30 protein-coding genes and 1 pseudogene are annotated in these 24,317 nt (G+C 40.3%); 29 read left to right on the top strand and 2 right to left on the bottom strand.

Annotation, left to right across the window (positions count from 1 at the left end; translation table 11 throughout):
- Nucleotides 1-7: 7 nt before the first annotated feature.
- The 17 genes from rplO to ACNAN0_RS09450 all read left to right on the top strand — a co-directional run bounded on the left by rplO (nt 8) and on the right by ACNAN0_RS09450 (nt 11,165).
- Nucleotides 8-448, top strand: a complete 441-nt coding sequence (gene rplO / locus ACNAN0_RS09530; RefSeq protein ID WP_416353159.1) for a 50S ribosomal protein L15 — start codon at nt 8-10, stop codon at nt 446-448.
- A complete protein-coding gene (gene secY, locus ACNAN0_RS09525; protein ID WP_416353158.1) occupies nt 449-1,747 on the top strand; it encodes a preprotein translocase subunit SecY in 1,299 nt (432 codons plus the stop codon).
- Nucleotides 1,748-1,757: 10 nt separating this feature from the next.
- Nucleotides 1,758-2,414, top strand: coding sequence for an adenylate kinase (locus tag ACNAN0_RS09520; RefSeq protein WP_230912579.1), 657 nt, complete (start codon nt 1,758-1,760; stop codon nt 2,412-2,414).
- 122 nt (nt 2,415-2,536) lie between these two features.
- Nucleotides 2,537-2,755, top strand: a complete 219-nt coding sequence (gene infA, locus ACNAN0_RS09515; protein WP_035452983.1) for a translation initiation factor IF-1 — start codon at nt 2,537-2,539, stop codon at nt 2,753-2,755.
- 32 nt (nt 2,756-2,787) lie between these two features.
- Nucleotides 2,788-2,904, top strand: coding sequence for a 50S ribosomal protein L36 (gene rpmJ, locus ACNAN0_RS09510; protein WP_057823560.1), 117 nt, complete (start codon nt 2,788-2,790; stop codon nt 2,902-2,904).
- 25 nt (nt 2,905-2,929) lie between these two features.
- Complete coding sequence (rpsM, locus tag ACNAN0_RS09505) at nt 2,930-3,295, top strand: 30S ribosomal protein S13 (RefSeq protein WP_230912580.1); 366 nt, start codon at nt 2,930-2,932, stop codon at nt 3,293-3,295.
- A gap of 24 nt (nt 3,296-3,319) precedes the next feature.
- A complete protein-coding gene (gene rpsK / locus ACNAN0_RS09500; RefSeq protein WP_230912581.1) occupies nt 3,320-3,709 on the top strand; it encodes a 30S ribosomal protein S11 in 390 nt (129 codons plus the stop codon).
- Between the two features lie 84 nt (nt 3,710-3,793).
- Complete coding sequence (locus ACNAN0_RS09495) at nt 3,794-4,732, top strand: DNA-directed RNA polymerase subunit alpha (RefSeq protein ID WP_230912582.1); 939 nt, start codon at nt 3,794-3,796, stop codon at nt 4,730-4,732.
- Nucleotides 4,733-4,753: 21 nt separating this feature from the next.
- Complete coding sequence (gene rplQ / locus ACNAN0_RS09490; RefSeq protein ID WP_416353157.1) at nt 4,754-5,134, top strand: 50S ribosomal protein L17; 381 nt, start codon at nt 4,754-4,756, stop codon at nt 5,132-5,134.
- 198 nt (nt 5,135-5,332) lie between these two features.
- Nucleotides 5,333-6,169, top strand: coding sequence for an energy-coupling factor ABC transporter ATP-binding protein (locus ACNAN0_RS09485; RefSeq protein WP_416353156.1), 837 nt, complete (start codon nt 5,333-5,335; stop codon nt 6,167-6,169).
- Entirely contained in the window at nt 6,145-7,017 is an 873-nt protein-coding gene (locus ACNAN0_RS09480) for an energy-coupling factor ABC transporter ATP-binding protein (RefSeq protein WP_416353155.1), read from the top strand. The genes ACNAN0_RS09485 and ACNAN0_RS09480 overlap by 25 nt, the downstream gene beginning before the upstream one ends.
- Nucleotides 7,010-7,804 carry an energy-coupling factor transporter transmembrane component T family protein gene (locus tag ACNAN0_RS09475; protein WP_416353154.1) on the top strand — a complete coding sequence of 265 codons (795 nt, stop codon included), beginning with the start codon at nt 7,010-7,012 and terminating at the stop codon, nt 7,802-7,804. The genes ACNAN0_RS09480 and ACNAN0_RS09475 overlap by 8 nt, the downstream gene beginning before the upstream one ends.
- Before the next feature lie 9 nt (nt 7,805-7,813).
- A complete protein-coding gene (gene truA, locus ACNAN0_RS09470; RefSeq protein WP_416353153.1) occupies nt 7,814-8,557 on the top strand; it encodes a tRNA pseudouridine(38-40) synthase TruA in 744 nt (247 codons plus the stop codon).
- A gap of 125 nt (nt 8,558-8,682) precedes the next feature.
- Nucleotides 8,683-9,126, top strand: a complete 444-nt coding sequence (rplM, locus tag ACNAN0_RS09465) for a 50S ribosomal protein L13 (protein WP_230912588.1) — start codon at nt 8,683-8,685, stop codon at nt 9,124-9,126.
- Nucleotides 9,127-9,142: 16 nt separating this feature from the next.
- Nucleotides 9,143-9,535 (top strand): 30S ribosomal protein S9, encoded by a 393-nt coding sequence (gene rpsI / locus ACNAN0_RS09460; RefSeq protein ID WP_230912589.1) that lies wholly within the window; start codon nt 9,143-9,145, stop codon nt 9,533-9,535.
- A 230-nt stretch (nt 9,536-9,765) separates the two neighbouring features.
- Complete coding sequence (locus tag ACNAN0_RS09455; protein WP_230912590.1) at nt 9,766-10,254, top strand: AAA family ATPase; 489 nt, start codon at nt 9,766-9,768, stop codon at nt 10,252-10,254.
- 125 nt (nt 10,255-10,379) lie between these two features.
- Nucleotides 10,380-11,165, top strand: coding sequence for a sulfite exporter TauE/SafE family protein (locus ACNAN0_RS09450; protein WP_230912591.1), 786 nt, complete (start codon nt 10,380-10,382; stop codon nt 11,163-11,165).
- Nucleotides 11,166-11,391: 226 nt separating this feature from the next.
- Here the strand turns inward: ACNAN0_RS09450 and ACNAN0_RS09445 are convergent, their stop codons facing one another.
- On the bottom strand, nt 11,392-11,718 hold the full coding sequence (locus ACNAN0_RS09445; protein WP_416353152.1) for an AzlD domain-containing protein: 327 nt from the start codon (nt 11,716-11,718) through the stop codon (nt 11,392-11,394).
- On the bottom strand, nt 11,705-12,412 hold the full coding sequence (locus ACNAN0_RS09440; RefSeq protein WP_230912593.1) for an AzlC family ABC transporter permease: 708 nt from the start codon (nt 12,410-12,412) through the stop codon (nt 11,705-11,707). Before ACNAN0_RS09440 ends, ACNAN0_RS09445 begins: the two co-directional genes overlap by 14 nt.
- 284 nt (nt 12,413-12,696) lie before the next feature.
- Here ACNAN0_RS09440 and ACNAN0_RS09435 point away from each other — a divergent pair, with 284 nt between their 5' ends.
- The 12 genes and pseudogenes from ACNAN0_RS09435 (at nt 12,697) to ACNAN0_RS09380 (ending at nt 24,301) form a co-directional block, all read left to right on the top strand.
- Nucleotides 12,697-12,906 (top strand): hypothetical protein, encoded by a 210-nt coding sequence (locus ACNAN0_RS09435; protein WP_230912594.1) that lies wholly within the window; start codon nt 12,697-12,699, stop codon nt 12,904-12,906.
- 65 nt (nt 12,907-12,971) lie between these two features.
- Complete coding sequence (locus ACNAN0_RS09430; protein ID WP_416353151.1) at nt 12,972-13,223, top strand: hypothetical protein; 252 nt, start codon at nt 12,972-12,974, stop codon at nt 13,221-13,223.
- Between the two features lie 184 nt (nt 13,224-13,407).
- Nucleotides 13,408-13,625 (top strand): annotated as a pseudogene (locus ACNAN0_RS09425) (MFS transporter); the annotation flags it as partial.
- A gap of 268 nt (nt 13,626-13,893) precedes the next feature.
- Nucleotides 13,894-14,889, top strand: coding sequence for a LacI family DNA-binding transcriptional regulator (locus ACNAN0_RS09420; RefSeq protein WP_230912596.1), 996 nt, complete (start codon nt 13,894-13,896; stop codon nt 14,887-14,889).
- A 24-nt stretch (nt 14,890-14,913) separates the two neighbouring features.
- Nucleotides 14,914-15,861: a LacI family DNA-binding transcriptional regulator gene (locus ACNAN0_RS09415; protein ID WP_416353150.1), complete on the top strand. Its 948-nt coding sequence runs from the start codon at nt 14,914-14,916 to the stop codon at nt 15,859-15,861.
- 164 nt (nt 15,862-16,025) lie between these two features.
- Nucleotides 16,026-17,696, top strand: a complete 1,671-nt coding sequence (locus ACNAN0_RS09410; RefSeq protein ID WP_416353149.1) for a glycoside hydrolase family 13 protein — start codon at nt 16,026-16,028, stop codon at nt 17,694-17,696.
- A complete protein-coding gene (locus ACNAN0_RS09405; RefSeq protein WP_230912599.1) occupies nt 17,696-18,988 on the top strand; it encodes an alpha-amylase family glycosyl hydrolase in 1,293 nt (430 codons plus the stop codon). Before ACNAN0_RS09410 ends, ACNAN0_RS09405 begins: the two co-directional genes overlap by 1 nt.
- A gap of 180 nt (nt 18,989-19,168) precedes the next feature.
- On the top strand, nt 19,169-20,473 hold the full coding sequence (locus ACNAN0_RS09400) for an ABC transporter substrate-binding protein (protein ID WP_416353148.1): 1,305 nt from the start codon (nt 19,169-19,171) through the stop codon (nt 20,471-20,473).
- 47 nt (nt 20,474-20,520) lie between these two features.
- A complete protein-coding gene (locus ACNAN0_RS09395; RefSeq protein WP_230912601.1) occupies nt 20,521-21,360 on the top strand; it encodes a carbohydrate ABC transporter permease in 840 nt (279 codons plus the stop codon).
- Entirely contained in the window at nt 21,360-22,163 is an 804-nt protein-coding gene (locus tag ACNAN0_RS09390) for a carbohydrate ABC transporter permease (RefSeq protein WP_230912602.1), read from the top strand. Before ACNAN0_RS09395 ends, ACNAN0_RS09390 begins: the two co-directional genes overlap by 1 nt.
- A 202-nt stretch (nt 22,164-22,365) precedes the next feature.
- Nucleotides 22,366-23,001, top strand: coding sequence for a hypothetical protein (locus ACNAN0_RS09385; RefSeq protein ID WP_230912603.1), 636 nt, complete (start codon nt 22,366-22,368; stop codon nt 22,999-23,001).
- Between the two features lie 196 nt (nt 23,002-23,197).
- Nucleotides 23,198-24,301: an ABC transporter ATP-binding protein gene (locus tag ACNAN0_RS09380; protein ID WP_230912604.1), complete on the top strand. Its 1,104-nt coding sequence runs from the start codon at nt 23,198-23,200 to the stop codon at nt 24,299-24,301.
- The last annotated feature ends 16 nt before the right edge of the window (nt 24,302-24,317 follow it).

The raw sequence follows: 24,317 nt of genomic DNA, 5'->3' as shown, positions 1-24,317 counted from the left end.
GCACTCAATGAAACTACACGAATTAAAAGCAAGCGAAGGTTCACGTCATAACCGTAAGCATGTTGGTCGTGGTACTTCATCTGGTACTGGTAAAACTGCTGGCCGTGGTCAAAAAGGTTTATTGGCACGTTCCGGTGGTAAAACACGTCTTGGTTTTGAAGGTGGTCAAATGCCTTTATACAGACGTATGCCAAAACGTGGGTTTAACAATATTAACCATAAGGAATATGCAGTAGTTAATTTGCATGACTTAAATCGCTTTGATGAAGGTACTGAAGTTACACCAGCTGTTTTAAAAGAATCTGGCGTAGTTAAAAATACTAAATCAGGTGTTAAGTTGCTTGCTAAGGGTGAATTGAATACCAAATTGAACATTAAAGTAAATCAATTCTCTCAAGCTGCCAAAGAAGCAGTTGAAGCTGCTGGCGGCACTATTGAGGTGATTTAATTGTTCAAAACATTGAGAGATGCTTTCAAAGTAAAAGAAATTCGTAATCGAATTCTTTTTACTCTGGGCATTTTAATCATTTATCGTCTAGGTTCCCAAGTGACGGTGCCCGGCGTAAATGCGAAGGCTTTGAACTCGATTGGACAAACCGGCCTGATCTCATTGTTAGATACAGTTAGTGGTGGCGGTTTGACGAACTATTCCATCTTCTCAATGGGTGTCTCACCATATATCACCGCGCAGATCGTCATTCAATTGTTGCAAATGGATATTGTCCCTAAGTTTGTCGAATGGAGTAAACAAGGGGAGGTTGGTCGACGAAAGTTGAACCAAGCTACTCGGTACTTAACAATCGTACTTGCTTTCGTACAATCAATTGGGATCACGGCTGGCTTTAATGCACTAAGTGGCATTGGGCTAGTTAAAAATCCAGGGCCAAAAACATTTGTCATTATCGGTATCATTTTGACTGGTGGTACAATGTTACTAACTTGGATGGGCGAACAAATTACAGATCGAGGTTTAGGTAATGGTATTACCATGATTATTTTTGCCGGTATTATCGCGCGATTACCAAGCGGCTCCTATCAGTTGTTCCGTGATCAAGTCGTTAATGCAGGTAAGGGTAATCAATGGAAAGGCTATATATTCCTTGCGGTCTTAGTAATTTTAGTTTTGGCTATTACACAATTTGTAACTTATGTACAACAGGCTAATCGTAAGATTCCGATTAGATATACACGGCGTGTCGTTGGTGGCGGTAGTGAAAGCTTTCTACCACTAAAAATCAACGTTGCAGGTGTTATCCCAGTTATCTTTGCTAGTTCGTTTATCGTGACCCCATCCACTATTTTGATGGCGTTTCAAAATAACCACAGTGAAGATCACTGGTTCCAAGTTTTGCAAAATGTTTTTAGCATGCAGACGACAACTGGTGCAATCATCTATACGGTTCTCATTGTATTATTTACGTTCTTCTATGCGTTTGTACAAGTTAACCCTGAGAAGGTTGCTGAAAACTTGCAAAAGCAAGGCAGTTATATTCCAAGTGTTTGGCCTGGTAAAGAGACCGAGAAATATATTTCTTCAATGTTGATGAAGTTGTCAACAGTAGGTTCTATTTTCCTTGGGGTTATTGCGTTGTTACCACAGTTAGCATCGAATATTTGGGGATTGCCTCAATCAATCGGTCTAGGTGGGACAAGTCTCTTAATTGTCGTTCAGGCAGCTATTGAAATGAACCGGCAATTGAGTGGTTTATTGATGAAACGTGAATACGTAGGGTTTATTAGGAGCTAAGGAGATTTATATGAATTTAATTTTAATGGGTCTACCTGGTGCCGGCAAAGGTACACAAGCTGAAAGAATTGTAGATACTTATGAAATTCCGCATATTTCAACAGGTGATATGTTTCGCGATGCAATCGCTAATCAAACTGAAGTTGGTATGAAAGCTAAATCGTTTATGGACCAAGGCAACTTGGTTCCTGATGAAATTACCAATGCAATCGTTAAGGAACGATTGAGTCAAGAGGATACAAAGGTTGGTTATATGCTTGATGGTTTTCCAAGAAACATTGACCAAGCTAACGCATTAGAAACGATTACTGAAGAATTACACAAGCCACTGGATGCTGTCATCAATATTGATGTTGATCCTAAGATCTTAGTTGATCGGCTTTCAGGCAGATTTATTTGCAAGACTTGTGGGGCAACTTATCATAAGATCTACAATCCTCCAAAAGTTGAAGGTACTTGTGATCGCTGCGGTGGACATGAATTCTATCAACGGGAAGACGACAAGCCTGAAACCGTTAAGAATAGATTAGATGTTAACATTAAGATGAATACACCGTTGATCGACTTTTATAAATCACGTGACTTACTTTATACCATCAATGGCCAACAAGATATCTCGGATGTGTTTAAAGATATTTCTAAAGTATTGGCAAATCTTACCAAGTAGCGTGCCAGCAGGCATACCAGTTGCATTTGATTTGTAATATGGTATACTTACTCGGTATGACACGACGGTGAGTGCAAAGGCTCTCGCCATTTTTATGCGTTCAGTTTTAAGGAGGATTCCACTTGGCTAAAGATGATGTAATCGAAGTCGAAGGTAAAGTGATCGACACTTTACCAAACGCAATGTTTAAAGTCGAATTAGAAAATGGTGCAACGATTCTTGCGCATGTTTCTGGTAAAATCAGAATGCACTATATTCGTATTTTACCTGGAGATCGTGTAACTGTTGAACTGTCACCTTATGATTTGACAAAGGGTCGAATCACATATCGTTTCAAGTAATTAAGCTTCAATTTATTTAAGGAGGATGCAGCATGAAAGTAAGACCATCTGTAAAACCAATGTGTGAACATTGTAAAGTGATCAAAAGAAAAGGCCGCGTTATGGTTATTTGCTCTGCTAATCCAAAGCACAAACAACGCCAAGGCTAATCATCAATAAATAGGAGGTGGCAATATGGCTCGTATTGCAGGTATTGATTTACCAAAAGATAAACGTATTGTGATCGCGTTAACTTACATTTACGGTATCGGAAACACAACGGCACAAAAGATTTTAGCTAGTGCTGGTGTGTCTGAAGATGTTCGTACAAGTGATTTAACACCAGATCAAGAAGATAAAATCCGTGCAGAAGTTGATAATTATCGTGTCGAAGGCGACTTGCGCCGTGCAGTTAATTTAGACATTAAACGGCTTCAAGAAATTGGATCTTACCGTGGCATGCGTCATCGTCGTGGCTTACCAGTTCGTGGTCAAAACACGAAGAATAATGCCCGGACACGTAAAGGCCCTAAGGTTTCTATCGCCGGTAAGAAGAAATAAGCATAAAGGAGGGAAATTCCGTTAATGGCAACAAGAAAATCATCTCGTAAGCGTCGTGTACGCAAGAATATTGAATCTGGCGTAGCACACATCCATTCTACATTTAATAATACCTTAGTAATGATTACTGACCCTCAAGGAAACGCTGTTGCATGGTCTTCTGCAGGTGCGCTTGGATTTAAGGGTAGCCGTAAATCAACACCATTTGCTGCACAAATGGCTGCTGAAGCTGCTGCTAAAGAATCTATGGAGCATGGCATGAAGTCAGTTGAAGTTGCAGTTAAAGGTCCTGGTTCAGGTCGTGAAGCAGCAATTCGTTCTCTTCAAGCTACTGGTTTAGAAGTTACGGCTATTCGTGACGTTACACCAGTACCCCATAATGGTTCTCGTCCACCAAAACGTCGTCGTGTTTAGTTGGGTGCGATTATAGATTGTCAATATTATTTCTGAACGTATATCTAATTAACGCCACTCATTTTGAAAGGGGTACTGACAAGAATGATCGAATTTGAAAAGCCAACTATTGCTAAGGTTGATGAAAGTACAAATTATGGAAAATTTGTTATCGAACCTTTAGAACGTGGATATGGCACGACACTCGGTAATTCACTTAGAAGAATTTTGTTATCTTCATTACCAGGTGCGGCTGTTTCAAGTATCCAAATCGATGGTGTTTTGCATGAGTTTTCAACAATCGATGGTGTTCTTGAAGATGTCACACAAATTATCTTGAATATCAAGAAGCTGGCTTTAAAATCACATAGTGAAGAAGAGCGGACAGTTGAGATCGATGTTGAAGGCCCAGCAAAAGTAACTGCAGGGGACATTATCACCGATAGCGATATTGAAGTGCTAAATCCTGAACAATATATTTGTACTGTAGCTGAAGGTGGCCATTTTCACGTTCGAATGATGGTTAAACAAGGTCGCGGCTATGTTCCGGCTGATCAGAATAAGTCGGATGATATGCCAATTGGTGTTTTGCCAGTCGATTCTATTTTTACCCCGATTGAACGCGTTAACTATCAAGTTGAGAGTACGCGTGTTGGTAAGCGTAATGACTTTGATAAATTAACGCTGGACGTTTGGACAAATGGTTCCATCAATCCTAGAGAGGCTATTAGTTTAGCCGCTAAAATTCTGACGGATCATCTTGATATTTTTGTTAATTTAACTGATGAAGCTAAAAATACAGAAGTCATGGTTGAAAAGGAAGAAACTCATAAAGAGAAAATGCTCGAAATGACAATCGAAGAACTTGATTTGTCTGTTCGTTCATATAATTGTTTGAAACGTGCTGGTATTAATACAGTTCAGGAACTTACAAACAAGACTGAAGCTGACATGATGAAGGTACGTAATTTGGGTAGAAAGTCGCTTGAAGAAGTTAAAAACAAGCTCTCTGACTTGGGACTTTCACTCAAACAGGAAGATTAATTTCAAAGGAGGGTTCACTACATGGGTTACCGTAAATTAGGTCGTAATTCTTCACAACGTAAAGCTTTGTTACGTGACTTAACAACTGATTTAATTATCAATGAACGCATTGAAACAACAGAAACGCGTGCCAAAGAAATTCGCAAATCTGTTGAAAAAATGATCACTTTAGGTAAACGTGGTGACTTGCATGCTCGTCGTTTGGCTGCAAGTTTCGTTCGTGGCGAAGTTGCTGATATTCGTGAAGAGGAAGACTCAGTCATCGTTCAATCCGCTTTACAAAAACTGTTCAGTGACATTGCACCTCGTTATACTGATCGTCAAGGCGGATACACACGTATCTTAAAGACACAACCTCGCCGTGGTGACGGTGCGCCAATGGCAATTATTGAATTCGTCTAAGGTATTCAATTAAATAATATAAATGGATCATTCCAATTGTGATAGGACGTTATGATGATGGGCAACCTAGTCTAGTTCGAAAGCATCTTTTGATGTTTCACAGGAATGATTTTTTTATGCATATTTTTACGGCAACAGTGGGTTTTATGATATTATTAACTAAATCACTGTAAAAGCTTAAAGGGATATCTTGTTAATATGAATAGTTTAGAAGTACAAAATCTTTATTTCAAATACTCGAGTGAGGCAACAGATTATATTCTTAAAGATATAAATTTTCAAATTGAAGCCGGTGAATGGGTAGCCATCGTTGGTCATAACGGCAGTGGCAAAAGTACATTGACGAAAAATTTAAACGGTATTTTAGCGCCTACAAAGGGTCGAGTTATCGTTCAGGGTGTAACTTTGGCTGAAGCAACTGTCTGGGACATTCGCCGTAAAATTGGCATTGTTTTTCAAAATCCTGATAACCAGTTCGTTGGGGCAACTGTAGCAGATGATGTCGCTTTTGGACTTGAAAATCGTGCGATGCCTTATGCTGAAATGCATCAACGGGTGCATGACGCCTTGGCGGCTGTGGACATGTTGGCATATGAACGCCAAGAACCGGCACATTTATCAGGTGGTCAAAAACAACGAGTTGCCCTAGCCGGAATCATTGCGATGGCACCTGATATTATTATTCTTGATGAAGCCACCAGCATGTTGGATCCTGATGGCCGGAAGCAAGTTATCGCCACTGTCCAACAACTACAAGCACGGCGACATAATACGATCCTTTCTGTGACGCATGATTTGGAAGAAGCGGCATTAGCCGACCGTGTATTAGTATTAAACAATGGTGAGCTTATTGCCAGCGGGACGCCTTCTAAGGTTTTTTCGCAGCCCAAACTGTTAAAAAAGATCGGCTTAGATGCACCATTTACGCAACGAGTTAAACAGGCCTTGATACATCAAGGATTGAAGCTACCAGACGGATACTTAAATTCAAGTGAGTTGATAGAAGCACTATGGACATTGAATTCCAAAATGTGAGTTATATATATGATGCAAATACTCCAATTGCGAGTGTTGGTTTAAAAAACATCAATTTGACAATCAAACAGGGCACATACGCGGCTATTATTGGACATACCGGTAGTGGTAAGTCTACTTTACTGCAGCATCTGAACGCTTTATTGAAGCCCACAACGGGTAAGGTAAAAATCGGGGATCGTGAAATAACGGCTCAGACGAACAATAAGCGGCTAAAGGAAATTAGACACCGTGTGGGGATTGTTTTTCAATTTGCGGAACATCAGCTTTTTGAAGAAACAGTTGGCAAAGATATTGCGTTTGGACCGCAAAATTTTGGCGTTTCCGAATCAGACAGTTTAGATTTAGCACATCAAATGTTAGCTAAAGTTGGCTTAAGTGATGAACTGTTTAATATTTCACCCTTTGATTTATCAGGTGGACAAATGCGGCGAGTAGCAATTGCTGGTGTCTTAGCATTGCAACCAGAAGTCTTGGTTCTAGATGAACCTACGGCAGGGTTAGATCCCCAAAGCCGCAAAGACATGATGGCTTTATTTGCACAGTTACATCAGGAACAAGGCATTACAATTATTTTGGTAACACATCAAATGGAAGATGTCGCTAATTTTGCAGAGCAAGTCTATGTCTTGGAACAAGGGCAATTAATCCGGACAGGTCATCCTGAAGATGTTTTCTTTGATGAAACATTTATTCAACAACACCAATTAGGGGTACCGCAAGCAACTAGTTTTGCGCTAAGTTTACGTCAAAGAGGGCTCAAACTACCTTCACTGCCGTTAACAGAAGCAGATTTAGTTCAAGCATTAACGACGTATTTTGGAAAAGGGAGCGTCAAACATGAATAAGATGATCTTAGGGCGTTATTTACCTGGAGATACTTGGTTACATCGACTCGATCCCCGCACCAAAATCAGCATTAGTTTTTATTTTATTGTTATTATATTTTTCGCTGATAATGTCTTAAGTTATGCTTTGTTGCTAGCTTTTACCTTTGGTGTGATTTTTAGCTCCGGTATTAATCAGAAATTCTTTTTCAACGGTGTACGTCCGTTATTTCTGTTAATTCTGATCACCGTTTTTTTTCAGTTATTTCTTACTCGGGGTGGTCATATTTATTGGTCATTTGGACCGTTCGCATTAAGTCAATATGGCATCAGAAGCAGTATTTACGTATTTTTGAGATTTATGATGATCATTTTGATGTCCACATTATTAATGTTGACGACAGCGCCATTGATGATTGCCGATGCGATTGAATCTTTATTGAGTCCTTTGAAAAGAATTCATTTTCCAATTGATCAGATTGCCTTAATGATTTCATTGGCACTTCGCTTTGTGCCAACATTGATGGACGAAACGATCACCATTATGAACGCCCAGCGTGCTCGCGGTGTTGATTTTAGCGATGGTGGATTGGTCAAACGAATCAAAGCGATGATTCCGGTATTGATTCCATTATTCGTCAATACTTTTTCACGTGCAGGTGATTTAGGGACAGCAATGGAGTCAAGAGGTTATAGCGGTGAAGGTGAGCGGACACGTTATCGGAAATTAACCTGGGCTCGCCGCGATAATATAGCCTGGGCAGTCATGCTACTTTTGACGGGCCTATTATTTATTTTACGAAACTAGGAGTGCTTTATGACACGTTATAAATTAACACTAGCATATGATGGCACTGATTTTGCAGGCTTTCAGCGTCAGCCTAATCAGCGGACAGTGCAAGGCGTGTTGGAACGGGCTTTGTTCAAAATGACTAAAGGACAAGCCGTGACTGTCCATGGTTCGGGGCGAACTGATTCAGGGGTCCATGCGCTCGGCCAAGTTGTTCATTTTGATTACCCGGGAAATATTCCGGCGGTCAATATGTTGCGCGCACTAAATTCTTTAATGCCACTAGATACCGAGATCTTGAAAAGTGAAATTGTCAGTGAAGATTTTCATGCCCGGTTTAGTACACAAGGTAAACGGTATCTCTACAAAGTGGATCGGGGACGTTACACCAATCCCTTTACGCGACACTATGCCGGACATTATCCATATCCGCTGGACTTAACCCGGATTCAAACCGCACTAGCAGATGTGCAGGGAACACATGATTTCACAAGCTTTGCAGCTTCTGGTGGTGTGATCAAGTATAAAGTTCGGACGATTTATGAAGCAACGATGCTGGATGTTCCTGAGTCAAATCAATTGCACTTTGAGTTTTATGGCAATGGCTTTTTATATAATATGGTGCGTATTTTGGTAGCAACCTTATTAGAAATCGGTAATGGCCGCCGCGATGTCCACGACTTCTTACGTTTATATGCAGTTAAAGACCGGCAGCAAGCACGGGGCACAGCACCAGCTAGTGGCTTGTATTTGAAAAAAGTCTACTATTAACGGGAAAAAGCATTGACTAAGTTATCAATTTTAGGTAGACTAGTAAACGGTATTGTTTGCCCCACGATAAGCCCCGGAACTTATTGAGTGTCAAACATCGACTCGAAAAATGGAGGAAAATAATCGTGCGTACAACGTATATGGCTAAACCAAGCGAAATTGAACGTAAATGGTATGTTGTAGATGCAACTGATATCGCTTTAGGGCGTTTATCTGCTGTTGTGGCTTCAATTTTACGTGGTAAAAATAAACCAACATTCACACCTAACATGGATACAGGCGATAACGTGATCGTTATCAATGCTTCTAAGTTAAAATTAACTGGCCGTAAATTTACTGACAAATTGTATCAACACCACAGTAATCATCCAGGTGGTTTAAAGACCACAACTGCTGGTGAATTGTTAACAAATAATCCAGTTCGTTTAGTTGAAATGTCAATCAAAGGGATGTTACCAAAGAATAGCTTGGGTCACCAACAATTCTTAAAGTTACATGTTTATGCAGATGCTGAACACAAACATGAAGCTCAAAAACCCGAAACTTTAGACATCACTAAATTAATTTAATTAAGGAGGAATTGTAGTGGCTCAAGTATCTTATTCTGGCACAGGCCGTCGTAAAGATTCAGTTGCTCGTGTTCGTCTTGTTCCTGGTTCAGGCAAGATCGTTATGAACAATCGCAACGTTGAAGATTATATTCCATATTCAAATTTAATTGCTGATATGAAACAGCCTTTAGACATCACTGAAACTGCTGGTAGTTATGACATTTTTGTAAATGTTCAAGGTGGCGGTTTCTCTGGTCAAGCTGGTGCAACCCGTCATGGGATTGCTCGTGCTTTACTAGATGTTGATCCTGATTTTCGTGGTCCTTTGAAACGTGCAGGCATGTTAACTCGTGACCCTCGTATGAAAGAACGTAAGAAACCAGGTCTTAAGAAAGCTCGTAAAGCATCACAATTTTCAAAACGTTAATATCTTTTATATCAACGCTCTTGGCACTTTCCAATCTTTGGAAAGTGTTTTTTTGTACAATTAGGTACAAAGGACTTCTAAAAATTACGAGGTATGGACATGCAAGACGTATAAGTAAATAATAACTCTATTTCATCAAAAGGCTTTAACCTTATGTCTATTCAATCGATCACTTTAGATATAAAAGTGTGGTGCTTTTTGCTATACTCAAATGCAAAGGATAATGATGAATGGCAAATCTAATTATTATACGTGGCAATTCTGCGAGTGGGAAAACAACCACTGCCAAGTTGATACAAAAGCATCTGGGTTCAAAGACATTATTGATTTCCCAAGATGTCGTTCGACGCGAGATGTTAGCGACCAATGATCGTGCTGGCAATTTGTCGATTAACTTAATACAAGAGATAGCTGCTTATGGGCTCGCACATTGTCAAAATACGATCATTGAGGGTATCCTTTCTAAGGAGGTTTATGGACAGATGTTGTGCCAACTTGTGCGTTCAGCAGATCATACACAGGCCTATTACTATGATTTGCCTTTTGAAGAAACTGTCCAGCGACACCAAGGCCGCGCTAAAATTGCTGAATTTGGTGAAGCGGAATTAAAACGTTGGTGGTTGTCTCACGACACTTTGGATATTCCAGAAGAAAAAGTGATCCCACAAATTTGGCAACAAACAAAGATTGTCCAATGGATTTTAGAGCGGATTCCTTGAAAAAATAGTAAGATAAAAGACGGCCCATTTAAGTGATTCCCTGTTTAAGTAAGGGTGCTATTTTTGGCGCAAAATAAACAAATCTAATTGCAAGTTTGAAATTGAGATATTAGGGAGCAAAATTGATGACACTTTTAGGAACATTTTTATTTTTGATTTTGGCCGGATTCATTGCCGGTCTGTTAGCTTCAATCGCCGGCTTGGCATCGTTGGCTTCTTACCCGGCATTATTGATGGTGGGGGTACCACCTGTGATTGCTAATGTAACGAACACGACCGCATTGATATTTTCAGGTATTGGCTCAACGGTATCTTCTTTACGTGAATTGAAAGGACATTGGCGTCAATTAGTATCACTAGTCATTATTGCCATCGCTGGTAGTATGTTTGGCAGTTGGTTGTTGCTGATTGCGCCAGCTGCCTCGTTTGAAAAAGTAGTACCCTTTTTTATTTTTGTGGCGGGACTGCTATTATTGCTTTCTGGACGTCAAAAAAATAAGTCCACCTCTTTGGCAACGTCAGCACCCGTGGCCGCGAAGCGTGGTCGTTGGGCTAACACCTTAAGTATGATCGGTATTTTTATTGTAGGGGCTTATACAGGCTATTTTGGGGCAGCTGGTGGTGTTATTTTCCTAGCCATCCTATCTATTATTACGACTGAACGTTTTGCAGTGATCAACGCGATGAAAAACGTGATCGCGTTTGCCGGTAATTTTGTGGCAACGATTATTTTTATTTTTAAATCACATATTGACTGGCTATTGGTTTTACCTTTAGGTGCTGGATTACTGGTTGGCGGTTATACCGGTCCAATTATTGTTCGTCATGTTAATGTTCGTTTATTACGCACATTGATCGCTTTGACGGCTTTTGGTTTAGCGGCATATTTAGGCTATAAAGCTTATAAATAATGTCATGGTGATTAAAAGATAGCAATGCCAAATGGCTGTCCAGCGGGGGGGGATCCGTTGAACAGCCATTTTTTAGCTTGTGTTTGAGTTTTTTATTTGTGCTGGGCACATAGTTAATATAGCAATTTTTACGAATGATAAGTGATATATAACTGTTAATGTATGCTATTTTTGGCTATCTGATTATATTTGTTTAATTTTGAAACAGATAGTTCGGATTGTTTCATTAGATTAACAAACGGATCAATGCCAAGGATAAGATACCAATAATGACGATCCACAATAGATTTTTAGTCAGAATTGCAGTTAAAATGGCGGGTAAAGAAGCCAGCATATTGCCCACATCTACTTGGGGCAAATGACCTAGATTTTGATGAAATAGGCTTTCAAACCATAAGGCAGACATGATCACGATGGGTACAAAACTTAAAAATTCAATGACACTGGTTGGCAATCTAAATTTTTTCAACAGAATAAATGGGATAATACGTGATAGCCAGGTCACAAGGCCACAACCAACAATCGTCCAAAAGGTAAATTCAAAAGAGGACATGCTTGATCACCATCCCTAAGCCACAACTTAACAGCGTCACTACTAAAACTAAGAAATTACTTGGTATAAAAATCAGACCGATATACATCAGAATACAAGTGACTAGCACGACCGTCAGTTGTAAAGCTTTTTTCATACTCTGATCCGCGATAATTTGAAGATATAATAAACCAATAAACATAGCGACTAAGGCAAAATCTAAACCAAATCGTTTGGGATCAGTAATGAAATTACCCAGCAATGCGCCAATCAAAGAGGCAATGATCCACGTAAAATAGGCGGTGAGATTGGCAGTATTGAACCACGGGAAAGAAAGTGTATTTTGAGTTCGATTTAATTTATTCATACTGAGTGCAAACGTCTCATCAGTTAAAAGACTGCCTATCAAAACAACATGCCATGTACGTTCTTGCCGGAAATAAGGCGCTACAGTCATACTCATGAGGATCATTCGCGCGTTTACCAAAAAGACTGCTAAGATAATTGAAAGCAGGGTACTGTGAGAAACCAACATACTAACCATTACAAATTGTGCCGAGCCACCGTATGTGATGGCTGACATTAACGCTACCAATAGAGGACTTAAACCAGAAGCCTTGCCAACAATACCAAAAGCAAGACCAATACCGATATAGCCAAAGACAGTTGGTAGTGTATCTTTCAAGCCCGTTCTTGCATCTAAAACATCATCCATTCAGGTCACTTCCGTTATTGATAGAATTAAGAGTTAATATTTATCTTACCGATTATTATTAAGAAATTCAAATTGAAATTTAAGCTTAAATTAATTATAAAATTGGTTCCATTATGGTGATGACAATTTTAAAAAAGTGTTTTTAATGTTAAAAATGATTGTATTCTCCATTTCTTTGAGGCATTAAAGCACAAATATAAAGTTAAAAGAAAATACTATTGTGTTTGCTTCAAAAAGGTGTTATAAATATCTCTCGTAGATAAAAATTCAGAGGAGGTATCGCAATGTTATTCGGTGAACGGATCCAAGATTATGAAGTGACAGGGTTATTTAAAAATAATCTTGGCAAGGCGATTGCTGAGAAACGCATTTGTCACAATATGTCAAAAAAAGAAGCTAAGATGCAAATGCGTGTGCACCTGTTACGGGCTTATTCAGAGAGTATCGACTTGAATGCACCTGTGCGTATTAATGTTGAGCCAGTGCGACACTAATTATGGCAAAAAAGTTTACTATTATTTGTTTTCCTTTTATCATATGAGTAAGAGGAGGCTACCAAATGGATGACGAAACAAAAGAAAACCCAAAGTTTTCTATTGGCGATAAAGTAACAGTACGCAAGAGTGTAGATGTTCCGCTGTCATTTAAAGGAACAGTTTCTAAAGTCTATACGAATTCTGCTTTAGTGACGATCGATGACTATGAGCCTGAGCAACGCACCATTGCTGAAGACCTGAAGTACAAGACAATCGTTAATTTTAAGCATATTCGCAAGATTGGTAAAACAGCTAAAAAATCATCGAAAAAATAATTCTGTGATACCAGGAAGTTTGGTTGAAAAACAAAATAGGCCACAGTAAAAATAAGTTCAAGAATAGATCGTTATTCTTGGGCTTATTTTTTTGCCTAATTATCCGTATAGACAAGTTAAAGTTCATGTATATTTTACAAATCTCTATATAATATGAACTGATAAATAAGTGGGGGATGAAATAATGGCTAATACTCTTGGAACAGTAACTGAAACACATCAATATCGGTGGGTGATCTTGGTCGCAATCGGGCTGTTTTCTTTTATGTCTAATTTAGATGCTAGCATTGTTAATATTGCGATGCCGCAAATTTCTAAAGGCTTGAAAGTTCCAGTGAATCAAGCAGAATGGGTCGTATTTATTTGATTTTTATGTGTGCCCGGTTATTATTTTTTGGACGTTTTTGGGGCATGAGTCTGGCTGCGGGTCGGCAAGTAACCACTTATTTACCGAATCAGCCCGCTGTCTTTCTGACTGGGATGCGGCTAGCTTTTGCGGTTTCGATGGTGCTTTGTTTGGCAGCTGATTTAATTAGTATTTGGCGACTGGTTGTTAGCCGTAAGCTGCGAATCGATTGCTAGCTTTTTTCATATGATTAAGCTTATGAAATCGGTTGTATTAATGACTGACTTGTTTTATGCTTACCTTTAAGATATGGGGGTAAAGCAGATGACAACTTTGAAAGATGTCGCCCGTTTGGCTAATGTTTCGGCATCTACGGTATCTCGAGTGTTAAATCATAATCCGGCGATTAGCACGGCCACACAGAAAAAAGTTTTACGAGCAATGCAAAAATTGCGTTACGTACCAAATTCGAATGCGCGTAATTTGGCCTTACAGCATACGATGACGCTTGGTGTAATCCTGCCAGCCACGCAAGCAATGGTTTTTTCAAATCCATTTTTTGTGGCTTTGATTCAAGGTATCAATCATATTTGCAGTCAAAATAACTATTTAACGGCAGTTGCGACGGGTGATGATATTCAAGAATTACAACAAACGATCACAATGATGGCCCAGCAAAATAAAATTCGACAGTTTATCTTGCTGTATTCACAAAAAAACGATCCTATTTTGCAAATATTGCAACAATTGGGGTTACGTTATGTTATCTTGGGTAAACCCTTTGAAAATAGCCAAGCTATGCCTTATGTGGACAACGATAATATCCTCGCTGGCACAGATGTGACCACGTATCTTTTAAAGCAAGGTCATCGGGCGATCGGTTTCTTATATAGTGATTTATCCCAGATGGTTCAAGCGGATCGCTTATTGGGTTATCAACGGGCAATGCAACAAAGTGGTCTACCCCAGCATGCGTTTCAAATCAATGATGATTATGAGCAGCTGCAAACACAATTGCGTCACATCATGGCCTTGAAACCTGAGATCACGGCATTGATCACAACTGATGACATGCAGGCTTTGGCGGTTCAACAGGCTTTGGTGCCGCTAGATCTGAAACGCCATATTTCGCAAATTAGTTTCAATAATTCTATTTTTGCCCGCGTCGCACGGCCGATGCTAACTTCGGTGGAAGTTTTCCCGGTAAAATTAGGTGAAGAGGTGGCTAGATTAGCCATTCAAGACCATGCTGAAACATTCGTCAGTAACTTGATCATTCCCCACCGGATCATTGAACGATCATCGGTGTGGACACAATAATTAGCAGCTTAGGGAGGTAAAATGGTGACAACACTAGAAGATATTGCGAAGGCGGCTCACGTTTCTAAGATGACGGTTTCTAGGGCTATCAATCATCCAGAGCAGGTGCGGGATGAACTTAAGATCAACATTTTTAAAGTGATGCATCAATTGGACTACCGGCCCAATGTTGCAGCTAAGGCTCTTGTTCGCAATCGTACACAAATTATTAAGTTTTTTATTTTAGAAGATATTGATATTACGGAACCTTATTATATGAAGCTAATGGTAGGTCTAGCGGAACGTTTGGCGAAACAGCAGTATTCTTTACAATTAATGACAGACCGTCATTTGGATATTGGAGGCAGCGATGGTTATTTGATCACCGGGATGCGAGCCAAGGATCACGAGTGGCTATCCCGGTTAGAACTGCCCTTTGTTACTTTTGGGGAAAACCGCTGGCGCTTTAATTTTGTAGATACCAATAATGAATTGGGTACACAGATGGCGACTCAGTATGCGTTCAGTCGCCATTACGAGCATATTATTTTTATCGGCATGGCTGTGCAGGAACCTTATGAACTGTCCCGGGAAAAAGGGTACACTCATGTGATGCAAGCACAGGGCATGGTGCCAGAAATTAAGCGGTTTAATAATCATAGCCGTATTGCCATGCACTATATTCAAACCCAATTAGCAACGATCCCAGCCAATACTTGTTTTGTTTGTGCCAGTGATCGTTTGGCTTTTGGTGTTGAAAAGGGTATTTTAGAAGTGACTGGATCAGTCGGCAACAATTATGGTGTCATTGGGTTTGATGGCGTCTTTCTAGATCAGGTTGCGACACCAAAGTTGACTACGATCGAACAGCCAATGCTTGATTTGGGGACACGTTGTGCCGATATGCTACTGGCTAAAATCAACCATCCAGAACAATCTTTAGAAGATTGTTTGTTAAAGCCGCGTTTGAAGCTTGGCGGGTCGACTCGATGAATGACAGCTGTTATGGTGCCTTAATATTTTGTTACCGATAACACGCAGTTAAAAATTGAATTATTCAGTTTGATTCTATAAAGTAAATTTATAACATTGTTTGGTGTGATAATTTACTTTTTTTAATGATAATTATAATGATTCAATAAAGGGAGGAAACTGCGTTGGCCGTTGATTGGCATCAGAATCAAGTTATTTATCAGATATATCCTAAAAGTTTTTATGATTACGACCAGGATGGTGTCGGTGATCTTCAAGGTATTATTGCCAAACTAGATTATCTCAAAACATTAGGCGTCACGACACTTTGGCTTAATCCAATTTTTGTTTCACCACAAAGAGATAATGGCTACGACGTTTCAAATTATTTTGCTATTGATCCTATGTTTGGGACAATGGCTGATTTTGAAGCACTGGTCGCAGCTGTCCATGAGCGCGGTATGTATTTGATTTTGGACTTCGTGTTAAATCATACTTCTGATCAGCATCCTTGGTTTTTAGATGCTTGTCGGTCAAGAGATAGCCCGTTTCGTGATTACTATATTTGGGCAGATGGTCAAGGTGATCGTGAACCAAATAATTGGGCTTCTTTTTTTGGTGGTTCCGTTTGGCAAAAAGAACCCCAAACGCAGCAATATTATTTTCATTTGTTTAATCAGCAAATGCCTGACTTAAACTGGCGAAATCCAGAAGTTCGCCAGGCCATGTTAGAAATCGCTGAATTTTGGGTTGATAAGGGCATTGATGGGTTACGGTTAGATGCTTTTATTCATATTGCTAAGGCGGCTTTAGATCAGGATTATCCCGGATTAGAAGATCAATTGACAGTGGCGGAGTTTTATGTAGCTAATCTTCCAGAAGTGAATCAATACTTAGAAGCTTTTGTAAGTGCTTTGAAACGCAAACAGCCTGATTTATTTATTTTAGGTGAAGCTGCTTCAGCAGACACGACTTTACTGGCTCAGTACACGGATCCAACTAGATCTCGCTGTGATGCTGCTGTAACATTTCGAACGCTGGTAGACCGACCGATTGTTGAAGATCGGGATTTGCCTTTTCGCGTCCAGCGCAAAGAAATTGATGTCTTGGAAATGCAGCAGCAATTTGCGGCGATTAGTGCTCAGGTGCCAGCACCACCAGTTTTGTATTGGAATAATCACGATATGGCGCGTACAGTCGATCGCTATCCCATGTTTGGGGATAAAAATGACTATTTAGCAGCCATGGCGATGGCGATGTATCTCCAACGCGGTATTCCCATCATTTACTATGGCGAGGAATTAGGTCAAGCAGGAGAAGTATTTGATAACTTAAATGATTTTGAGGATATCGTTTCATTGAACTGGATCATGCAAGATCCACGCATGTCTTTATCGCCAACTGAATTCTTAGCTCATTTGAATCGGGTGCATAAAATGACTGCTCGTGGTGCAATGCATTGGGCGCCGGGAGAATATCACGGCTTTTCGCAAACGCGGCCCTGGAAAATCGGGGTAACGACTGAAGGAACGGCTGATGTGGTGACTGAGTCAAAAATGCCCCATAGTTTATTACACTTTTATCAACAGCTTTTACAGTTGAGACAGCAAAAGATTTTTGTTCAGGGGGCGCAATACTTTATGATGGTGCCCAAAGATGTCTATGCTTACCGCCGTCAGTGTGGGCAGCAGCAAATTGCTGTGGTGGCTAATTTGTCGGGGGATGCCCATGAAGTGACATTACCTAGTGTGGCTAAAGAGATTTGGCTGCAACGGGGTGAAGCTATAATCGATGGTCAAAAAATAAAAATGGCACCAGTAAGTTGTCTTGCGGTGGCCTTGGAGGATATCAAATAATGGCTTTAGATACAGATATACGTTTACGTAATGCTGTCATTTATTCAATCTTTGTTCGGAATCATACGCCTGCTGGGACTTTATCAGCGGCTATGGCAGACTTGCCTAGAATTAAAGCTTTGGGAACGGATATTGTTTGGCTGATGCCAATTCAACCGACCGGGCAAGTCGCTGCTAAGGGTGCCTTAGGGTCACCTTATGCAATTCGTGACTATCGTCAAATTGACCCAGCTATCGGTACTTTTACAGATCTTGAGGCCTTCGTCAAACGAGCACATGATTTAGATATGCGTGTCTTGTTAGATGTCGTCTACAATCATACCGCGCCAGATTCGGTGCTGGCACAAACACATCCAGAATGGTTTTACCGGACAGCCGCCGGTAAAATGGGTAATCGTATTGCTGATTGGTCTGATGTGGTGGATTTAGATTATCGGCAAAAAGTACTGTGGGATTATCAAATTGAGACTTTGAAATTGTGGCGGCAGTATGTGGATGGCTTTCGCTGTGATGTTGCGCCATTAGTGCCGCTGGCTTTTTGGCTGAAAGCGCGGCAAGTGATCAATACGGCGAATCCAGATACGATCTGGTTGGCAGAAACTAATCATCCAGAATTCATTAAAATCGTTCGGGACATGGGTTTTGACGCAGCTTCCGATAGTGAGATCTACCAAGCCTTTGATATGACCTATGAATATGATGCGATTGAAGCATTTAAAGCGGCTTTGGCAGGCAACATCAGTTTGGCGGAATATGCTCGGCTGCTGGAACGGCTAGATATTACGTATCCCAAAAATTATGTCAAGATGCGTTTCTTAGAGAATCATGATAATGAACGGGCCACAAGTTATATTCACGATGATACGACTTTGATCAATGCTTTAGCGTTCAAATATTTTGAAAAGGGCAGCTTTTTGATCTATGCCGGTCAAGAATTTGGCGCACAGCATTTGCCGTCTTTGTTTGATTCTGACAAGATCGATTTAAGTGCAACCGATGCCAAAATCGATCTGACTCAGTTTATGCAACAATTAAGTCAATTAAAACATCAGCCTTTACTGAGATCAGGGGCCTATTTTGTAACGGCTGAAAACGATCGTGTACTCAATGTGCGTTATGAAAAGGCAGAACAAAAACTCATTGGCTTTTTTGCTTTAAGACCTTTTGTTGGTCAATTAGAGACGACATTAGCACCAGGCACCTATCGAGATTTATTGACGCAAAGGGATATGGTGATCGAGCAGGGCAAAGTTCAATTTGAAGGACAACCACTGATTTTACAACCCATGTAGGCCGGCTGTCAGATCAAAAAACTGCAATGGGTATCATATAACCAGTGCAATTATGAACAATTGCATGAGAACTTATTTTTGTTACCGGTAACATTCACATTTTTGATTGTGCAATCGCTTTCAAAGGTCCATAATAATAAGTGTCATAAAATACTTAATTTGTTAGGGAGGCTCTAACTTATGAAACTAGGTTGGAAAAAAATTGCAGTTGTGGCCATAGCAACTGTAGCAACGACTTTATTAGCAGCATGTAGCGGCGGTAGCAGTTCTGGTTCCAGTGATGACAATGGCAAAACAACGATTTCAATTTTACAAGGGAAAGTTGAAGTTAATAAGCAATTAAAGCAAATTGCCAAGGAATATGAAAAGTCACATCCTAATGTTAAAATTACCGTTTCATCAATTGGTGGGGGCACAGATTATAATCCCGTGTTGAAAACTCGAATTTCTTCTGGCAATGCGCCAACGATTTTTAGTTTGGCTGGACCAGCAGATGCCAAACAGTTCTCAGCACAAGCGGCAGATCTATCGAATACAAAGGTTGCTAAGGCTGCTTTGGCGGGCACAACTTCCGCAGTCAAACGTAATGGTCAAACACTTGGGGTACCATTCAATATTGAAGGTTACGGTTTTGTGATCAATAAGACAGTTTTCCAAAAAGCTGGGATTGATCCAAACAGTATTAAAACTTATGCAGATCTACAAAATGCCGTACAAACCTTAGATAGTAAGAAATCTGAATTAGGCATTAAAGGTGTCTTTGCTTTACCTGGCAAGGAAAGTTGGGTTTTGTCTGACCACTTAGCCAACTTATATCTGGGTCAAGAATTTAATGGCAATGCCAAAAAAATGTATGATTCCAAGAGTATGAAATTTACGGCGAATGAAGAAATGAAACAAATGATCGATTTACAAAAACAATATTCGATTAAACCAGTGATGCAGATGGATTATTCACAACAAGTCAACCAGTACTTCTCTCAAGGTAAAGCAGCTATGATTCAACAAGGGGACTGGATCTATCCAACGGTCGAACAGATCGATAAGAACTTTGCGCAAAATGAAATTTCCATGATCCCTATTCCAGTTAAGGGTGAAGAAGGTAAATTACCAGTGGGCACTTCGCTATACTGGGCTGTCAATAAGAAGAAATCTAATAAAGAACAAAAAGCTGCAGAAGACTTTTTAGCTTGGCTCTATACTTCTGATGCCGGCAAGAAAGATGTCGTTAATAAATTGCACTTTGTTCCAGCTTACAAGGGCTATGATAACTTCAAGATGGCTGATCCATTATCACAAGTTGTCTTTGATTATTCCCAAAAGAAACAGACGACTGGTTGGGTCTTTCCTGCATATACCGGCACGTCATGGGATCCAAATACGTTACAACCAAACTTACAACGTTATTTAGCTGGTAAACAGAGCTGGAATAAGACAGTTAAGAACGCCGTTGACGGCTGGAAACAACAGCAAAGCACAAAATAATCATAACTTAACTTAACTCTGGATTTATCTCTAAGAGGGGGATAATGATGAAAAATCGTAGCTTATCATTTTGGCTTTTTGTCATGCCAACCCTCGTTGCCTTACTATTAGTTGTGTTTATTCCAGCTATTATGGGAATTTTCTATTCTTTCACGAACTGGGATGGGTTAACTTACACAACGATATTAGGATTTAAAAATTACATGGCGATCTTCCACGACAGCGGCTTTTTAGCCGCCTTGTGGTTTACAGTGAAATTTGTGGTCGTCACCGTAATTTTACTCAACGTGATTGGCTTGTCATTAGCATTACTTGTGACCCGTAAATTTAAGGGCAATAATTTATTAAGAACGATCTTTTTCATGCCTAATTTGATTGGTGGGTTGATTCTTGGTTTCATCTGGCAATTTATTTTTACTCAAGTCTTTGATGCCATCGGTTTATCCGGTTGGCTGACCAACCAAACAACTGGTTTTTGGGGCTTAGTAATTGTCACGATTTGGCAGATGAGTGGCTATATTATGATCATCTACATTGCCTATTTGCAAAATATTCCCACTGAAGTTATTGAAGCCGCTGAAATTGATGGGGCTTCTGCTTGGCAGCGGTTCTGGAATATTACTTTTCCAATGATTGCGCCAGCATTTACCGTCAGCATGTTCTTGACATTATCCAATGGGTTTAAACTTTACGATCCCAACTTGTCTTTGACGAATGGGGGACCCTATAAGTCGACGGAAATGTTAGCCATGAATATTGTCAATACGGCCTATTCTGAAAATGATTTTGCTAAGGCCGAAGCTAAGGCATTGATCTTCTTCATCATTGTCGGGGCGATATCCTTGGTTCAGGTCTACTACAATCGCAAACGGGAGGTTGACTTATAATGAAAAAATTTTTAACACTACTTGTCGGCCTTCTATTAGGCTTGTTGTGGATCTTTCCATTTTATTTAATTTTGACGAACTCATTTAAAACACCAAAAGGCATCTTTGCTTCTGTGTTGGGCTTGCCGCATCCGGCCACCGGCGCTAACTACCAGGATTCATTTAAAGCTTTAGATTTTATGCGTTCTTTGGGTAATTCATTGATCATTACGGTCGTAGGGGTCATTTTGATTATTATCTTTTCATCAATGGCAGCCTTTGCCCTACAACGAAATAAAAGTAAATTATCTGGTGGCATCTTGATGTTATTCGTGTCAGCCATGTTGATTCCCTTCCAAACTGTCATGATTCCTTTAACAGCTAACTTTGGCCGCGTACACATGTTAAATATGTGGGGTCTGATCATCATGTACCTTGGCTTTCAATCTAGTCTGTCGATTTTCTTGTACCAAGGCACGATTGCCTCTATTCCTGTTTCAATGGATGAATCAGCTGAACTAGAAGGTGCCAATAAATTTCAGACTTTCTTCAAAATTATTTTTCCCATGTTAACACCAATTACGACCACTGTTGGTATTTTGAATATTATTGCCATTTGGAATGACTATCTGTTGCCGTCACTTGTCTTACCGCAGCACCAGTACACCATTCCATTGCAGATGTTCTTCTTCTTTGGTCAATACACCAAACAATGGCATTTAGCCCTAGCCGGACTAGCACTCTCTATCCTGCCAGTCATTATCTTTTACGCCTTCGCACAACGTTATATTATCAAAGGCGTCACCGACGGCGCAGTCAAATAGCAGAGCAGAGCGTGAGCAACACCGGTTAGCTTCAGAGCACTAACAAGAATCACGCTGAATGGCGATTGCCATTCAAGAGATTCGTAGTTAGGTGACGAAGCTGGTGTTGCGAACGCGTTTAAGCAAAAGCTGCTTGCATTAGGCAACAAGTTTGGCTGGGCGAGCGCGTTTAAGCAAGCCAAAATTCAAGGAGGTCTTTCCCGTGCTTAATTTACAATCTAAATTTGGGCAACGATTATTAGCTATCGGTAATTGGCTGACGGCATTGGTCTCCATTAACTTGGTTTGGTTTGCGGTAACGCTGCCATTTTGGATTTTGTTAGTCTTTTGGCTAGCTTTACCCAGTGGGCCAGTTGCTTTAGTTACACTGATGCTTGTTTTACTCAGTGCCATGAACTTTTTGATGCCTGCGAGTCAGGGTGTTTTTGCAAGTGTCATACACTGGCAAGCAATGGATCACAATACCTATTTTAAAGAGACTTGGCAGAGTTTTTTACGATCGCTGAAGCAGTGGCGTTTCAATCTGATTGCCGCATTAGTCGGGACACTATGGGTCCAATTCTTCAAAATCGCTAAAGATCAGGTCTTTTTATCCGCTGCCTTAATTGCGGGAGCAATCCTGTTGTTGATGGTTTGGCTCGATCTAGTGTTGGCCGCTCAATATGATGTTGCACCGTTACATCTTTGGTTGAAACAGCCATTGCGGTTTTTCTTAGTGACCGTCATTATGATTTTGTTACTGGGGGTCAATATAGAACTTCGGGTAATTTTTCTGCTGTTGCTATGCAGTATGTCACTGTCAGCCTTTTGTGCCAACAAGTTGATCAAAGTTGATTAGGGCTAATATGAGAGTGAGACAAAAGGCGGTCAGTGGCCGAGCACTAACAAGAATCACGATAAATGGTGAGCTTTTCCATTTGAGTGAGTCGTTGTTAGGTGAGGACATTGCCTTTTGGAACACGTTTAATTGACAGGTAGCTGAAAACAAACTGTTAGTTTTGTCTCAGCGGCTTATATGACGAGGAGCGTTTAATATGCAGATTCAATTAGAACACGTTTATAAAAGATATCCTGGCAATGATCAGGATTCTGTAACTGATTTCAATTTAGATATGGCTGACAATGAGTTTGTTGTGTTTGTTGGACCATCCGGCTGTGGAAAATCAACCACATTACGGATGATTGCCGGCTTGGAGGACATTACCAAGGGTGATCTAAAGATGGATGGCAAAGTCATGAACAAAGTCCATCCTAAAGATCGCAATATCGCGATGGTTTTTCAAAATTATGCGTTGTACCCCCAAATGACTGTGTTTGATAATATGGCCTTTGGGCTAAAAATTCGTAAGATGGCTAAACCGGAGATTAAAAAACGCGTCGATGAGGCGGCTGAAATTTTAGGCTTAACAGATTACTTGCAACGTAAACCTGGCGCTTTATCCGGGGGACAACGGCAACGGGTGGCTTTAGGCCGTGCAATCGTACGTGATGCCAGTCTGTTCTTGTTAGACGAGCCGCTTTCTAACTTGGACGCCAAACTTCGGGTTCAAATGCGGACAGAAATTGCCCAACTGCACCAACGTTTGGGAACTAATATGATCTATGTGACCCATGATCAAGTTGAAGCGATGACGATGGCTGACCGCATTGTAATCATGAATGACGGTAAGATCCAACAAGTTGGGACGCCTGATGAATTATACAATAAGCCAGTCAATAAATTCGTTGCTGGCTTCATGGGCTCCCCATCCATGAACTTCTTTGAAGCCAGATTGCATGATGGCATCGTTAGTAACGGGAAAGGCTTGACCGTGGCGGTACCTGAAGGTTGGCTAAAAACCTTGGTGGCTCAAGGTTATAATGACAAAGAATTGGTCGTAGGTATTCGCCCAGAAGATATTCATACGGAAGAAGTAGCACTTGAAGCCATGCAAGATGCCGTTGTGAACGCGCGGGTAGAAGTTTCTGAATTCTTAGGTACGGATTCTATGTTGTATTCCAAGACTGGCGAAACCGAATTTGTCGCTCAAGTGAATGCACGTGATTACCATAAACCTGGTGAAAATGTTCAGATGGCTTTTGAAATGAGTAAAGCGCATTTCTTTGATAAAGATACAGAAGCTGTTATTACAGCTTAAACAAGCAATGATGAAA

The sequence above is a fragment of the Agrilactobacillus fermenti genome, from assembly GCF_047943045.1.
Taxonomy (GTDB): domain Bacteria; phylum Bacillota; class Bacilli; order Lactobacillales; family Lactobacillaceae; genus Agrilactobacillus; species Agrilactobacillus fermenti.
Note: the sequence above shows the minus strand (reverse complement) of the source record. Positions and strands in the feature narration are given on the sequence as shown.